The 12,836-nt window shown below is 56.2% G+C and carries 16 protein-coding genes; 6 read left to right on the plus strand and 10 right to left on the minus strand.

The genetic code is table 11. From position 1 onward, the window contains the following. The first annotated feature begins 61 nt into the window (after positions 1-61). On the plus strand, positions 62-1,492 hold the full coding sequence (locus tag ACFSR7_RS16810) for an MDR family MFS transporter (protein ID WP_378163474.1): 1,431 nt from the start codon (positions 62-64) through the stop codon (positions 1,490-1,492). A gap of 23 nt (positions 1,493-1,515) precedes the next feature. Next, positions 1,516-1,830, plus strand: coding sequence for a hypothetical protein (locus tag ACFSR7_RS16815; protein WP_378163476.1), 315 nt, complete (start codon positions 1,516-1,518; stop codon positions 1,828-1,830). A 289-nt stretch (positions 1,831-2,119) separates the two neighbouring features. On the opposite strand, the gene ACFSR7_RS16820 is transcribed toward ACFSR7_RS16815, so the two are convergent. The 3 genes from ACFSR7_RS16820 to ACFSR7_RS16830 form a co-directional block, all read right to left on the minus strand. Next, positions 2,120-2,719 (minus strand): TetR/AcrR family transcriptional regulator, encoded by a 600-nt coding sequence (locus ACFSR7_RS16820; protein ID WP_378163478.1) that lies wholly within the window; start codon positions 2,717-2,719, stop codon positions 2,120-2,122. Between the two features lie 141 nt (positions 2,720-2,860). After that, positions 2,861-3,682, minus strand: a complete 822-nt coding sequence (locus tag ACFSR7_RS16825) for an SDR family oxidoreductase (protein ID WP_378163480.1) — start codon at positions 3,680-3,682, stop codon at positions 2,861-2,863. Positions 3,683-4,027: 345 nt separating this feature from the next. Further along, the gene (locus ACFSR7_RS16830) at positions 4,028-4,630 is read right to left on the minus strand and encodes a TetR/AcrR family transcriptional regulator (RefSeq protein ID WP_378163482.1); all 603 of its coding nucleotides are present in this window, start codon (positions 4,628-4,630) and stop codon (positions 4,028-4,030) included. A gap of 179 nt (positions 4,631-4,809) precedes the next feature. Between ACFSR7_RS16830 and ACFSR7_RS16835 the strand changes: the two genes are divergently transcribed. Together ACFSR7_RS16835 and ACFSR7_RS16840 are read left to right on the plus strand one after the other, a co-directional pair. Next, a complete protein-coding gene (locus tag ACFSR7_RS16835) occupies positions 4,810-5,547 on the plus strand; it encodes an SDR family NAD(P)-dependent oxidoreductase (RefSeq protein WP_378163484.1) in 738 nt (245 codons plus the stop codon). Positions 5,548-5,562: 15 nt separating this feature from the next. Next, complete coding sequence (locus ACFSR7_RS16840; protein ID WP_378163486.1) at positions 5,563-6,336, plus strand: SDR family NAD(P)-dependent oxidoreductase; 774 nt, start codon at positions 5,563-5,565, stop codon at positions 6,334-6,336. A gap of 120 nt (positions 6,337-6,456) precedes the next feature. Here ACFSR7_RS16840 and ACFSR7_RS16845 read toward each other — a convergent pair whose 3' ends face one another. Continuing rightward, positions 6,457-6,606 (minus strand): hypothetical protein, encoded by a 150-nt coding sequence (locus ACFSR7_RS16845; RefSeq protein WP_378163488.1) that lies wholly within the window; start codon positions 6,604-6,606, stop codon positions 6,457-6,459. Between the two features lie 5 nt (positions 6,607-6,611). Here ACFSR7_RS16845 and ACFSR7_RS16850 point away from each other — a divergent pair, with 5 nt between their 5' ends. After that, on the plus strand, positions 6,612-7,244 hold the full coding sequence (locus tag ACFSR7_RS16850) for an SDR family NAD(P)-dependent oxidoreductase (RefSeq protein ID WP_378163490.1): 633 nt from the start codon (positions 6,612-6,614) through the stop codon (positions 7,242-7,244). Between the two features lie 300 nt (positions 7,245-7,544). After that, positions 7,545-8,351: a GNAT family N-acetyltransferase gene (locus tag ACFSR7_RS16855; protein WP_378163492.1), complete on the plus strand. Its 807-nt coding sequence runs from the start codon at positions 7,545-7,547 to the stop codon at positions 8,349-8,351. A 66-nt stretch (positions 8,352-8,417) separates the two neighbouring features. Here ACFSR7_RS16855 and ACFSR7_RS16860 read toward each other — a convergent pair whose 3' ends face one another. From ACFSR7_RS16860 to ACFSR7_RS16885, 6 genes are all read right to left on the minus strand, one after another. Further along, positions 8,418-9,842, minus strand: coding sequence for an HD-GYP domain-containing protein (locus ACFSR7_RS16860; RefSeq protein ID WP_378163494.1), 1,425 nt, complete (start codon positions 9,840-9,842; stop codon positions 8,418-8,420). 94 nt (positions 9,843-9,936) lie between these two features. Then, positions 9,937-10,791 (minus strand): DUF817 domain-containing protein, encoded by an 855-nt coding sequence (locus ACFSR7_RS16865; protein WP_378163496.1) that lies wholly within the window; start codon positions 10,789-10,791, stop codon positions 9,937-9,939. Beyond that, positions 10,788-11,009 carry a helix-turn-helix domain-containing protein gene (locus ACFSR7_RS16870; RefSeq protein ID WP_378163498.1) on the minus strand — a complete coding sequence of 74 codons (222 nt, stop codon included), beginning with the start codon at positions 11,007-11,009 and terminating at the stop codon, positions 10,788-10,790. The genes ACFSR7_RS16865 and ACFSR7_RS16870 overlap by 4 nt, the downstream gene beginning before the upstream one ends. Before the next feature lie 10 nt (positions 11,010-11,019). Continuing rightward, positions 11,020-11,493, minus strand: coding sequence for a DUF2975 domain-containing protein (locus ACFSR7_RS16875; protein ID WP_378163500.1), 474 nt, complete (start codon positions 11,491-11,493; stop codon positions 11,020-11,022). A gap of 160 nt (positions 11,494-11,653) precedes the next feature. After that, positions 11,654-12,415, minus strand: coding sequence for an SDR family oxidoreductase (locus ACFSR7_RS16880; RefSeq protein ID WP_378163502.1), 762 nt, complete (start codon positions 12,413-12,415; stop codon positions 11,654-11,656). A gap of 19 nt (positions 12,416-12,434) precedes the next feature. Next, positions 12,435-12,803: a MerR family transcriptional regulator gene (locus tag ACFSR7_RS16885; protein ID WP_378163504.1), complete on the minus strand. Its 369-nt coding sequence runs from the start codon at positions 12,801-12,803 to the stop codon at positions 12,435-12,437. Positions 12,804-12,836: the final 33 nt, after the last annotated feature.

The following is a 12,836-nucleotide window of genomic DNA, read 5'->3' on the forward strand; positions in this document are numbered from 1 at the left end:
ATCTTATTGTTATAAGGTACGGTACGTACCGTACTCTAAAAGAACGAAGAGGTGACTTTCTATGGCAAGCGTACAGACGGAGGCGCGAGCGTCCAAGCCGCTCAAAGAAAAAATAGACGCCGGCGTGCTGAGGATCGCACTGATCCTCGTCTTCGGCGCCGTCGCGTCCCAGCTGGACTCGACCATGATCAACGTGGCCATCGACAAGCTGGCAGCCGACCTGCACAGCACGGTGTCCGCGATCCAATGGGTCGTGACGGGTTACGTACTCACGATGGGATTGGCGGTCCCGATCTCGGGATGGGCGATACAGCGCTTCGGCGGCAAAAAGGTGTATGTATTCTCGCTCGTCATTTTCCTGGTCTCATCCGTCTTGTGTTCGGTGGCCTGGAATACCGGCAGTCTGATCGGCTTCCGGCTGCTGCAGGGCGTCGGCGCGGGGCTGCTCATTCCGACGATGCAAAACGTGCTTGTGCAATCGGCAGGCGGCCGCAATCTCGGGAGGCTCATCGCGATCATCAGCATTCCCGCGTTGATCGGCCCGATTCTCGGTCCCGTCATCGGCGGTCTGCTCATCCAAAACCTCGATTGGCGCTGGATTTTTTACGTGAATATCCCGATCATGCTCGTCGCGATCTGGCTGAGCTGGCGCCATATTCCGACCGACGAACCGGCACGGGACAAGCCGAGGCTTGACCTCATGGGTCTGCTACTATTGTCTCCAGCATTTGCCGGCCTTATCTACGGCATATCCGAGGCCAGCACGCATGGCGGCTTGAGCAACCTGAAGGCTTCGCTCCCGCTGGCGGGCGGGATCGTCTTGACGGGAGCATACATCGTCTATGCGCTGCGCATGAAGCAGTCGCCGCTGCTCGATCTGCGGCTGTTCCGCTCGCGTCATTTTCTCGCTTCGAACGTGACGCTGTTCCTGACGGGGATGGTGATGAACGGGGCGATGCTGCTGCTGCCGCTGTATTACCAGCAAGTGCGCGGCGAGAGCGTGCTGTATACAGGCCTGCTGCTGATTCCGCAAGGGCTTGGCATGCTGGCGACGCGGAGCTGGATCGGCGGGCTGGCGGATCGGATGGGCTCGCGCAATATCGTGCTGCTTAGCCTGGCGGTGACGGCGATCGGTACGATTCCCTTTGCGCTCTCCGGAGCAAATACGAATCATGTCCTGCTTGCGATCGCGCAGTTCGTGCGAGGGGCGGCATTAAACGGCATTTTTATCCCGATCATGGTGTCCGCCTATACGGGGCTGAGCAAGCAGCAGATTCCGCACGCCAGCACCTCGACGCGGATCTTCCAGACGATCGGGGGCGCCTTCGGCTCGGCGATTCTGGCGACCGTCATCGATCGCCAGATCAGAAGCGCGGCGGTTGCCGGCATCGATGCGGTCGCCCACGCTTATCAGGCGGCATTCTGGTGGTCCTTCGGCTTCACCGTGCTGGCGGTCGTTCCGGCCTTCATGCTGTCGAAGGGCAGAAAGTAAGGCAAGAGGCAAAGCAAGAAGCAATGCAAGAGGCAAAGCAAGAAGCAATGCAAGAGGCAAAGCAAGAACTAAAGCAAGAAGCAAGGCAGGAAGCAAAGCAAGAAGCAATGCAAGAAGCAAAGCAAAAAGCAATGCAAGAAGCAATGCGAAGCACTCGAGCGGGAGGCAGATGGGCACCCGTGCGGGTGCCTTTTGCTTGCTATATAGATCAGAAAGTACAAATTTGGCGGCAATTCGCAGCAGCAAGCGTACTTTCGGCATGCCAGGGCTTTTCGAAGTTTTGCGGGTCGAAAAGCCTGCATCCGTACATGTATTTTCTTTCGACCAGCGACACTTAATGAAAAACCTGCAAATGTGCAGGTAAATTCAAATCATATGCCGGGAATGGGACCGATGGAAGAAAAAAGCTGCACATTTGCATCTTTTCTGTTTAAAAGGGCCGACATCGGCCGAAATAGATGTATATATGCAGGCATACGGCGAAAGAAAGAATAGCGCGGGCGACGATCGCCCAACCCATCGGAACGAACTGGCGGATGAGCCATCGACAGGTGTTCCATACAAATCAAGTTTGATCGTCTAACCATTTGCGTCAATGCACGCACGTTGAAGGGAATGTTCCTGCCGTCAACCCGACACGGGCAGATCCGCAAGCTGCACGCCCATCCAGCACGAACGGATGACCTCATTTACATGGTTGGGCGTTAATTCGATGACCCCTTGCAGGTGCGCCTTCAGGATGTAGACGAACGACCCGTAATGCATTTGCACCATCATGCCGGGATCGAGCGCGATGAACAGCTTCTGCTGAATCGCTTCCTCGTACAATTGGTTCATGGGGCCGCACCAGCCGCCGACATAGACGGCTTTCTTCACTTCGTCGTAAATGTAGGGCGAGAAGGAATACTGCTCGATGAATTGAAAGCCCTGCGGATATTGCTTGCCGAGGTCGACGACCCGCTGCCAGCCTAATTCGAATTTTTCGCGGATCGTCTCCCCTTGCGCCAGGCCTGCCCGCACGTACTCGCCGTTGAAAGTGACGACGGCTTTGTACAGCTCGTTGACGATATCCTCTTTGCTCTGAAAGTAATGATAAATATTGCCCGTCGATACCCGCGACTCCTTCGCGATGAGCGACATCGAGGTGGCCTGCAATTCCTTGCGGATAATAATGTCGAGCGTCGTCTCGAGGACGGCGCGCTGCACCTTGTTGTAAGACTCGAACATTGGAAGTCCCCCATTCCCGATACCAAACGAACGTTCATTCTAAACAGCATATACATAATGCTTTTGTCAGTCAATACAGCGCGAAGGATGCAAGCGCAGTCCGTTCATTTGCAGTATCGGGGAATAGGGGCCAAGCAGGCGTCACCGATAGCTTTCGGCCATTTTCTCCAGGTAATCTTCGATCGGCATTGCGTTCCGAAGCGCCATCAGGCCGTTGCCCGCCGCGCCGACTACCGTACGGAATTTTCTGCTCTCGCCCGTCGCCTGGGCGACGATGGCGTCCACGATTGTCTGCGGGTCGTCTAGCTGGCCGCTATCGCCCGCCGTGTTCATGACCTGCTCCAATTTTCCGATCATGTCGTCGTAGTCCCTGATCTGCTCGTCGCGGTTCCATACGATGCTCTCTTTGAACTTGTTTCCCGCGGAGCCGCCTTGCTCAATCAGTCGGAGCTCGATATTGAACGGCTTCAACTCGTAATACAGTCCCTCCGTCAATCCCTCCAAAGCAAACTTGGACATATTGTACAGCGAACCGAGCGGTACGGCTGTCGTGATCCCCATGAAGGAGCTGATATTGATGAACATGCCGCCGTCGTTCGCTCTAAAATGAGGCAAAAAACGGCGTATGACGTTGATCGGACCTCGCGTATTGACGGCGAACTGCCAATCGATATCGTTCTCTTGGGCCAATTCCAGCGGACCGTAAGTGCCCATGCCGGCATTATTGACGACGACGTCGATTTTTCCGAATGCGGCAATCGCTTCTTCCACGGCGGAACGGACCTGCCCGACGTCGGTAACGTCCAATTTGAAGATCCGGATGTTCTCGTAAGCCGAAAGCTCGGTTTCCTTTTCGGGCGTACGCATGGTCGCCGCGACGTTCCAGCCCATTTGTGCAAAACGAATGGCCGTCAGCTTGCCAAGTCCGGAGCTCGTGCCCGTGATGAATACTGTCTTTGTCATGCGAATCCCTCCAATTTTTCGATAGAACGTTCGATCTAATCTCGTCAAGACTCCGAGTACCATCGAAACATCAGATTAACGCGCATTATCATCAACACGTTAGATCGCATCAAGACTTCGAAGGCATCAAGACTCGGAATGCCATCGAGATGCCGGATCGCATCAAGACGATAGATCGAATGTTCATTCTAATCCTAATTCAGGTTTATTGGATTGTCAATGTATGTTGGCGTGCGAGTGCGGGTGCCAGGCATGAAGATGCACAATTATGGTGCACGATACGCGAGAACGGCGAGACGGACTGGGTACCGGGCGTGAAGCTGCACAATTACGGTGTAACAGCTTTTATTTCCCCACATACTTGAACGAATACATATGCGTCTTGGTGAGCTCGATTACCTCCTGGATGAATGCCTCCTTCGACGCCTTGAAGTCGTTCCGGATCCAATTGAGTACAAGCCCATAAAAGCCGTAGGCGGTGTAGCGCTTGAAGTAGTCCATGTTCACGGGGATGTTGTTGATCGTCTCGAAAACGAACTGCTCCTGGTAGATCTTCAGGATCGTTTGCGGAAATTCCGCGAGCAATCCCGGCAGCGTATCCCCGTATTTAATCAACTCGAAAAAATCCCGGTGTTCGTAAATGTAGGCGACGATATTAAAGGACGGTGCGTTCAGCTTCTCCGTATACACTTTTTGTCCGTGAACGTAGGGCTGGCCGACGGCAGCCTCCAGCCCGTGAAGCATGGAAGTCAGCAAATCCTCCGCAAGCTCGAATTTGTCCTGATAGTGCGCGTAGAACGTGCTGCGATTATAGGCGGCACAATCGACGATATCTCTGACGGTTACGGCGTGGAAGCCCTTTTCCTTGATGAGCTTCGTCAGGGCCGATTTTAAATGCTCGTTCGTCCGATCCCGCCGCGGCGACGTCGCGGATTTATCGTTATTCAACCCGATACTCCCTCCAAAAAAGACACTTTGGCGCCATCTGTCTACGAGGTAGACACTCCGCGATTTGTTGATGATTGTTAACTGTGATCAAAATAGTACAATTAAATTGTGAACAAGATAGTCACAATTGGCGGCGCTGCCTGAGACTATTACGACATATTTTACTGGAGGCGTCAGCGATGGGCAAACTGCAGAACAAGGTGGCCGTCATTACCGGAGGAGCATCCGGAATCGGCGCGGCTACGGCAAGATTATTCGTAACCGAGGGAGCCAAGGTGGTCCTCGTCGATTTAAATGAAGAAAAGGGCAAGGCGTTCGAGAGCGAGCTCAAGGCGCTTAACGCCGATGCGCTGTTTGTTAAAGCCAATATCACGAATGAAGAAGAAGTCGCTCATATTTTTAAGCAAACCGTCGAGGCCTTCGGCAGGGTGGATGTCGTCTTCAACAATGCCGGCATCGGGCGCGTGCATTCTTCGCACGACCTGGCCTACTCGGAGTGGCGCAACACCGTGAACGTCGACCTGGATGGCGTCTTCCTGGTCGCACGCGAAGCGATCCGCGAGATGCTGAAGACCGGCGGAGGCGCGATCGTCAACACGGCATCGATGTACGGCTGGGTCGGCTCGCCCGGGTCGGCTGCCTATAATGCGGCCAAGGGCGGGGTCATTAATTTGACGCGCTCGCTCGCGCTCGAATATGCCGAACAGCATATTCGCATTAACTCATTATGCCCCGGTTTTATCGATACGCCTATTATTCCGGAAGAAAGCAAGCAGGCGCTGGCCCAGCTCACGCCGATGAAGCGTCTCGGCCAAGCCGAGGAGATGGCCAAAGCCGTGCTCTTCATGGCTTGCGACGATTCGTCGTTTATGACCGGCAATAGCTTGACCGTCGACGGCGGCTATACAGCTCAATAAGGAGAGGTGCCAACCATGAGTTCATTTAACGATAAAGTCATCATTATGACGGGCGCGGCAGGCGGCATCGGCAAAGCGACTGCGAAAAAGCTGGCGGATCAAGGCGCAAAGCTTGCGCTGGTCGATTTGAACCTGGACGCGGTGAACCAAGCCATCGCCGAACTGGGACTGGATGAATCGCGGGCGATCGCACTGCAAGCTAACGTGGCAAAGGAAGAAGAGGTCAAAGCGTATGTCGACGCCACGGTCGCGAAGTTCGGCAGGATCGACGGTTTCTTCAACAACGCCGGGATCGAGGGCATTACCGCCAACGTCGAGGATTATCCGACCGATACCTTTGAGCTGGTGCTTAACGTCAACGTAAAAGGCGCGTTCCTGGGACTGAAATACGTCGTTCCCGTGATGAAAAAGCAAGGCTATGGCAGCATCGTAAATACGGCTTCGGGTGCCGGATTAATCGGATCGCCTGGTTTCGTCGGCTACAACAGCTCCAAGCATGCGGTGATCGGCATGACCAAGGTCGTCGCGCTGGAAGCCGCGCCGTTCGGCGTCAGAGTGAACGCGGTGGCTCCGGGGGTCATCAACACCCGCATGATGCGTCAGATCGAAAAAAACACGGTGCCGGAGGATGCCGAGGGCGCAAGAAAAGCATTCGGCGCCGCGGTTCCGCTAGGCCGATACGGGGAAGCGGAGGAAGTCGCGAGCGTAGCCGTCTTCCTGCTGTCGGATGACGCTTCGTACGTGTCGCAGTCGATCTACACGGTGGATGGCGGTCAGATCAATCAGTAATCGAGAAGAGCAGGATATAAAAAGGGAACTCTCCGAAGTCCGGAGAGTTCCCTTTTTTGCGTGCAAGCGTGCGGCGGCGAAGGCTGCTGCTGGCTCCTACTGGCTCAGCAGTTATCACGGCTACGGGCGGTCCGCGGGGAGGTCGGCTTGAACCAGCAGCTTGACCGCGCTGGCGACGGACGCTCGCAAGGCGTCCACATCCTTCGCGGCTTCCGGATTAAGCGACGGGCCAAAGGGATTGGTCGAGGCCCAGGCGGTAGCGATCGTCATGATGGATGTTAACAAAAACGGCGGCGGAAGCGCCGATCTTAAGCGGCCTGCGATACGGCCTGATCGGCGCGGCGGAGGAGCTGACCAACGAGCAGATCACCCATCAGATCAACACCAATCTGATCGGCTCTATCCAGCTGGTGCGCGCTGTCCTGCCGCACTTGCGCGCGCAAGGCTGCGGTCGCATCATCCAGCTCTCTACGGTAGGCGGGCAGGCCGCATTCCCGGGAGGCTCCCTGTATCACGCGACAAAATGGGGAATGGAGGGCTTTGCCGAAGCGGTGATGCAGGAAGTCGCGCCGTTCAACATCGGCGTGACTATCGTAGAACCGGGCGGAGCGCGAACGAATTTCAGGCATCACAGCTTGAAGCTGGGTCCTCGAATGGAAGCTTACGACATCTCTCCGGCCGCCGGCGCCAGGCGCATTGCCGAGGATAAGACGGCCGTGTCGATGGGTGATCCTGCGAAAATGGCCAAGATCATGATCGACAGCGTCGACCAGCATCCGGCGCCTAAAAGAATCGCGCTGGGCAGCGACTCCTACCTGGCAATTCACAAAGCGCTCACCGGCCGTCTCGAAGCGCTGGAGGCGCAGAAGGAGCTCGCCTTCTCGACGGACTTTTCGAAGGAGCAGTGACGATCCGTCCGGAATAACCGGGACATAACGGGCAATCCCATGATAAGCTGGATAAAAAAGGCGTGAGAGGCATGGGAACAAGTTACGAGCTGCGGCCTTTAAAGGTACCCGAGGATTATGAGGGATTGGCGACGCTGCTGAACGCCTTTTTCTCGGAGCCGATATCCGCGGAGCGCCTGCAGGAAGACGATGCGCGTCTGTTCGAGGTCGGCCATACGTACATGGATGACAATGGGCTGCTGGCCGGCTATGACCGCACGCGTTATGTCGCGGTGACCGGGGACGATCTGATCGTCGGCTATGTCTGGTCGTGGCGGGCGCCCTGGACCGAACCGGGCTATCTCAACTACCGTCGTCGTGAAAAAGGAATATCGCGGACAAGGCATCGGCGACCGGCTGCTGCGGCATTTGGTGCAGTGGGGCGAAGGGCTGGGTGCCGCCAAGCTTGTCGCGGAGATCTGGGACGACGATCCGGAAGCGCGCGCCTTCGCCGAGCGGAGAGGATTTTCGGCGGACCGGCATGCCTTCCAATCCGTGCTGGACCTCGAGACGGCGAAGCCGGAGATTCTGAATGAAACCGGTCTGTTCGAGCGGCTGGAAGCGGAAGGCATCCGGATCCGGACCTTCGCGGAAGAAGGCGTGACGGAAGAAAACGAAGCAGAGATCTATCAGGTCTATCTGGAGACGCTTGCCGATATTCCGGGGTTTATGGGCGAGGTGCCCGATCGGGAGGAATGGTCGAAGTGGCACTTGCGGGTCGAGGGCTATGCCCCCGAGCGGGTGCTGCTTGCAGTCGACGTAAAGGATGGCAGGTACGCCGCCGTATCGAATATTCCTTACAAAGAAGCGACCGGCGGTTTGTACCATGAATACACCGGCGTCCGCCGGGAATACCGGGGCCGCAAGATCGCGCAAGCGCTCAAGATCCGCGCCGTTCAGCTGGCCAAGCGGCAAGGCGCCGTCTACTTGAAGACGGACAACGACTCTTTAAACGGCGCTATCCTGAAGGTGAATCAAAGCCTGGGTTATGTGCCGCTGCGAGGCTCGTATCGCATCGTCGGAGACTTGCACACGGTCAAGGAAACGATTGCGAACCTCGACAAATAAAAAACGGCTCTTCGGATGGACGCGCTTAAGGCGCCCATCCGAAGAGCCGTTTATCATTTACACGGACTAATGCATCCGGTCGCCCTCGTCAGGCACGAGCAGCTGGCCGCTCTCGCAAAGCCGGACAAAGGCAGAGACGCAATCAGGATCGAAGTGCGAGCCGCTGCCCTCGACGATAACCTGCAGCGCGCGTTCCTGCGGCCATGGCTCGCGGTAGGATCTTCGCGAGGTCAACGCGTCGTACACGTCCGCAATGGCAAGGATTCTGGCGAGCAGCGAGATCTCCGTGCCCTTGAGCTTGTCCGGATAACCCGTTCCGTCCCACTTTTCGTGATGGTGGCGGATGACGGACAGCTCTTCGCTCATGAAGCCGATATACTTGCACATCTCGTAGCCGACCACCGGATGCTGCTCGATGACGAGCCGCTCGTTGGCATCCAGTTTTCCCGGTTTATTCAGAATCTCGCCGGGGGTCTGGGTCTTCCCGACGTCGTGGATGAGTCCGCCGCGGGCGAGCGCCAGGAGCATCTCCGCATCCAGCTTCATGGACTGTGCAAGCTGCAGCCCGTACATGGCGACGCGGTAGTTGTGGCCCGCCGTATAAGCATCCTTCGTCTCCGTGGCGACGATCAGATCCTGCATGCTGCCGGAGATGCTGATACGCAGCTGGCCTTGCGACGACTGCCGGTTATCCTGCTGGAAAGTCTGCTTCACTGCGACGTTCGACCGGTACTGGGCGATAATGCCGTACAACAGCAGCAGGGCCGACGCAGCGAGAACGACATGGTACAGCCACCAGGCGAGGGTCCACATCATGGTGCTGATCATGAAGCATTCGGTGATCGCCAGCAGTACGGAGCCGAATACGATGGCTGCATGCAACGGAAACTGGACGATGCGGAACTGCTGATAATATCGGACGGCAGCGAAAATGAACAGAAGGACGGTAATCGCCGCCATGAGGTAATTCAGCGGCTCGATATCGATCGGAATGAATTCGGAAAGGTCGGGGTTCACCAGCGCCGCAACATTCAACAGGACGATCAGCGCCACCCAGCCGACGACGATCCGCCTCCGATGTTTGGATAAGCTGCGAATAAAGGGATGATCCGAAGACAGCGTGGAGAGAAAGATCCAGGCTGCGCAGGTCGTCAACGCGACTTGTGAGGCAACGCCGGCTAGATGGTACTGATCGTGGATAATGAAGCCCGGGGTCGACAGTGCGTGGATCAGAAAAAAACCGTTTAGCGACAAGATGGCCAGCGCCAGCATGAGTACGCTGATGTCCCGCAGCCGGATTCCCGTCCAACCCAGGATGATCGCGCTGACGGCCAACGCCAGGAGCGTCGGAGAGATCACATAAAAGTGGAAACGGGGCAGGTCGTACATCGTGTCGTGGCCGGGGAAAGAGGCGAGGTACGCGTACGCCAGGAGAAGAACGACAGACGTTACAGACATGATGCTGATCAAAACGCGAGGCGAACGTGGCATGATCGTTCCAACCTTCCCAATTTAAGCTAACTTCCTTTGCTTACAGCCGAAATTCGACACAAACCGTGTTGAATCCTGCTGATGGCATCGCCGTTTAGCGGATAAATCGGGAAGTGGAATCGCGGGAAACGGAGGTATCGGGAAGCCGCCGCTCCTTCACCTGCTTCAGCGAAGCAACAATGAGAAAACTGATAATGACGAGCAACAGCCAGGAGCTGATCTTGCCGAGCGATACGAGATGCCAGGTGTCGGATTGATTGGGATACTTCCAGGCGTTGAAGTAGGTGGCGACGTTCTCGGCGATCCAGATGAAGAAGCCGATCAGCGCGAAGGTCAGGACGAGCGGCATCCGGTAACGGCGCCGGCCGACCTGATAGGTCACCCAAGCCCGTCGGAATACGATCAGCACGAGAGCCGACAGCCACCAGCGAAGGTCAATCCAATAGTGGTGCGTAAAAAAGTTCAGGTAAATGGAGGCGGCAAGCGGGACGGCGAGCCGGAGCGGCGGCCAACCTTCCAGACGGACATGCATGCGCCGCCACGCCTGGCAGAGGTAGCTGGCTACGCTCGCATACATGAATCCGCTGTAAAGCGGAACGCCGCCGACCTTCGCCCAACCCTCCCCGGGATACGCCCAGGACCCCATATGTACCTTGAACAGCTCCAGCGCGAGGCCGATCAGATGGAACACGGTAATGACCTTGAGCTCGTCGCGCGTCTCAAGTCCGGCGAGCAGCATCCACGCCTGCATGGCCAGGCAAATCAGGAGCAGCCAGTCGTAACGGGGCAGCCAGGGCAGGGGGAATTGCTGGGTCGCGGCAAGGGAGACGAAGATGACGACGGGAAACACGCAGGACATGGATTGCACCCAACCGAAACGCACGAGCTGCCGCATACTGCGGGGAAGGCCCACCGTATCGGCCGCTCTCCTCAGACTTAGAAGATTCATTGCGCGTTCTCCTCTTCATCCGTGTATTCCAGAATATCGCCGGGCTGACACTTCAACGCCTTACAGATCGCTTCCAGCGTCGAGATGCGGATCGCCTTCGCCTTCCCGTTCTTAAGAATGGACAGGTTGGCCATCGTGATCCCGACCCGCTCCGACAGCTCGGTCACGCTCATTTTGCGCTTCGCCAGCATGACATCGATGTTGATGACAATCGCCACAGGGTTCACCTCAGATCGTTAATTCGTTTTCCGATTGTATATCGATGGCGTTCTGGAGCAGCTTCTGCAGCACGGCGGCAAAGACGGCGATGACGAAGGAAGCGAACGCGATGACGAAGCCGATCGCCGGGACGCCGGGCGCATCGACCTTTTGGGCAATCTGATAGAGGAAAGGGATGCATGCGGCATACAGGAGGCTGATCGCGCACGCACAGTATTTGATGACGTAGAGCGCTCGGACGGACAAAGCCGAAAACGCTTTGTTGTCGTCGATATAGCGTAAAAGGCGCATCGTCTGGACCAATGCGGCATAAAAAGGAATCGCCGAGGCATACATGCCGATGAATAGAGGCAAGTAGGTCCACATCGGATAATTCGCGGCCGCATCGTCGAAGGTCGAAGGCAGCCCGACGACGCACAAGGCAAGAACCGCGATTCCGATCAGAAATATGACCGCCCGCAGCATGAGCGTTTTCCGTTTCATTTCCAGCACCCCGCTTATATATGGTGATGTGATCTTAGCATGCAATTTATTGATTTACAATAAATTGTTCTCGAATAAGAACATTTTTTTGTTGAAAAAAAAGCCCAACCGCTCCGGCCGTTTGCCGAAGGGCGGGCTTTTTAACTGCCGCCGCTCTTTCTTATTCAATCGCGTTTTTCGTAGCTTCGTACATCTTTTCCGCGTATTGATCGATCTCGTCCCGCGACATGCGCAGACGGCCGACCGAAGTGCCGTAGCCGATCTCCGCCAACCCCGCTTCAAGCCCCTGAAAGATGCCGTCCGCAAAGGCATCCAGCGGCTCCCCGTGCACGTGCAGTCCCGTACCGCCCAAGTCCGTATTGACAGCCGGCGGCGCGATCTCGATCACTTCTACGGAAGTATCGGACAGCTGGAGCCTGAGACTCATGGTAAAGGAATGGAGCGCCGCCTTGGACGCCGAATAGATCGGAGCGATCGCAAACGGCGTGAAGGCCAAGCCGGACGTCACGTTGATAATAGCTGCCGCTTCCTTGGCTGCAAAAAACGGAGCGAAGAGCATGGAGAGGTGGAACGGGGCCTCGATGTTGGTGGCGATCTCCTGGCTCAGCGCAGACCAATCGTTTTTTGCATCCGCCTTCAGCACATTAAATCGCTGTTGAATCCCGGCATTGTTTACCAATACGTTGACCTCCGGATGGTTGGCGGCGATCCATTCGAACAAGGCGGTGCGCTCGGACGCGTCAGCCAGATCGCATACGCAAGTGATGAGGTCGGGGTACTTCTCCTTGGCTTGCTGCAGCGCTTGCTCGCGCCTGCCGCAGATGATGACCCGATTGCCTGCCTTCAGGAATCGCTCCGCAAAAGCGAGGCCGATGCCGGCACTCCCGCCCGTGATCAGGATCGTATTATCCGTTAGTCTCATGCAATTTCCTCTTCTCCGTTTATTTTCGTCCGAGCTGCTTGGCATACCGGTCGATTTTATAATCAATGCCTTTCAAGCTTTCCGTCATCAACGCCATCTCGTCCAGCACGGCTTGCTTGTGGTTGTTCATCATCTCGAGCCGGCGCTCGAGCGTGCTGTCCCCCTCTACGATCCAATCCACGTATTGCTTGATGTCGCTGATCGGCATATGCGTGTTCTTCAAGCACATGACGGTGCCGAGGAGCGTCATCTGATCTTCCGAAAAGATTCTTCTCCCGGCTTTGTCGCGCTCGATTAACGGCAGCAGCCCCATTTTTTCGTAATATCGGATCGTGGAGTCGGGAATATCGAGCTCGGCCGATGCTTCGCTGATGGAACGGTATTTCATCCGGAGGCCTCCAAGTTATATGCAATCATGTCG

Source organism: Cohnella sp. GCM10020058 (genome assembly GCF_042683485.1).
Classification (GTDB): Bacteria; Bacillota; Bacilli; order Paenibacillales; family Paenibacillaceae; genus Cohnella.

What these genes read in the sequence shown, in the direction of transcription:
- ACFSR7_RS16810 (WP_378163474.1), top strand. Translation starts at nt 62, where the DNA reads ATGGCAAGCGTACAGACGGAGGCGCGAGCGTCCAAGCCGCTCAAAGAA.
- ACFSR7_RS16815 (WP_378163476.1), top strand. Translation starts at nt 1,516, where the DNA reads ATGCAAGAGGCAAAGCAAGAAGCAATGCAAGAGGCAAAGCAAGAACTA.
- ACFSR7_RS16820 (WP_378163478.1), bottom strand. Translation starts at nt 2,719, where the DNA reads ATGTTCGAGTCTTACAACAAGGTGCAGCGCGCCGTCCTCGAGACGACG.
- ACFSR7_RS16825 (WP_378163480.1), bottom strand. Translation starts at nt 3,682, where the DNA reads ATGACAAAGACAGTATTCATCACGGGCACGAGCTCCGGACTTGGCAAG.
- ACFSR7_RS16835 (WP_378163484.1), top strand. Translation starts at nt 4,810, where the DNA reads ATGGGCAAACTGCAGAACAAGGTGGCCGTCATTACCGGAGGAGCATCC.
- ACFSR7_RS16840 (WP_378163486.1), top strand. Translation starts at nt 5,563, where the DNA reads ATGAGTTCATTTAACGATAAAGTCATCATTATGACGGGCGCGGCAGGC.
- ACFSR7_RS16845 (WP_378163488.1), bottom strand. Translation starts at nt 6,606, where the DNA reads ATGACGATCGCTACCGCCTGGGCCTCGACCAATCCCTTTGGCCCGTCG.
- ACFSR7_RS16850 (WP_378163490.1), top strand. Translation starts at nt 6,612, where the DNA reads ATGTTAACAAAAACGGCGGCGGAAGCGCCGATCTTAAGCGGCCTGCGA.
- ACFSR7_RS16855 (WP_378163492.1), top strand. Translation starts at nt 7,545, where the DNA reads ATGTCTGGTCGTGGCGGGCGCCCTGGACCGAACCGGGCTATCTCAACT.
- ACFSR7_RS16860 (WP_378163494.1), bottom strand. Translation starts at nt 9,842, where the DNA reads ATGCCACGTTCGCCTCGCGTTTTGATCAGCATCATGTCTGTAACGTCT.
- ACFSR7_RS16865 (WP_378163496.1), bottom strand. Translation starts at nt 10,791, where the DNA reads ATGAATCTTCTAAGTCTGAGGAGAGCGGCCGATACGGTGGGCCTTCCC.
- ACFSR7_RS16875 (WP_378163500.1), bottom strand. Translation starts at nt 11,493, where the DNA reads ATGAAACGGAAAACGCTCATGCTGCGGGCGGTCATATTTCTGATCGGA.
- ACFSR7_RS16880 (WP_378163502.1), bottom strand. Translation starts at nt 12,415, where the DNA reads ATGAGACTAACGGATAATACGATCCTGATCACGGGCGGGAGTGCCGGC.
- ACFSR7_RS16885 (WP_378163504.1), bottom strand. Translation starts at nt 12,803, where the DNA reads ATGAAATACCGTTCCATCAGCGAAGCATCGGCCGAGCTCGATATTCCC.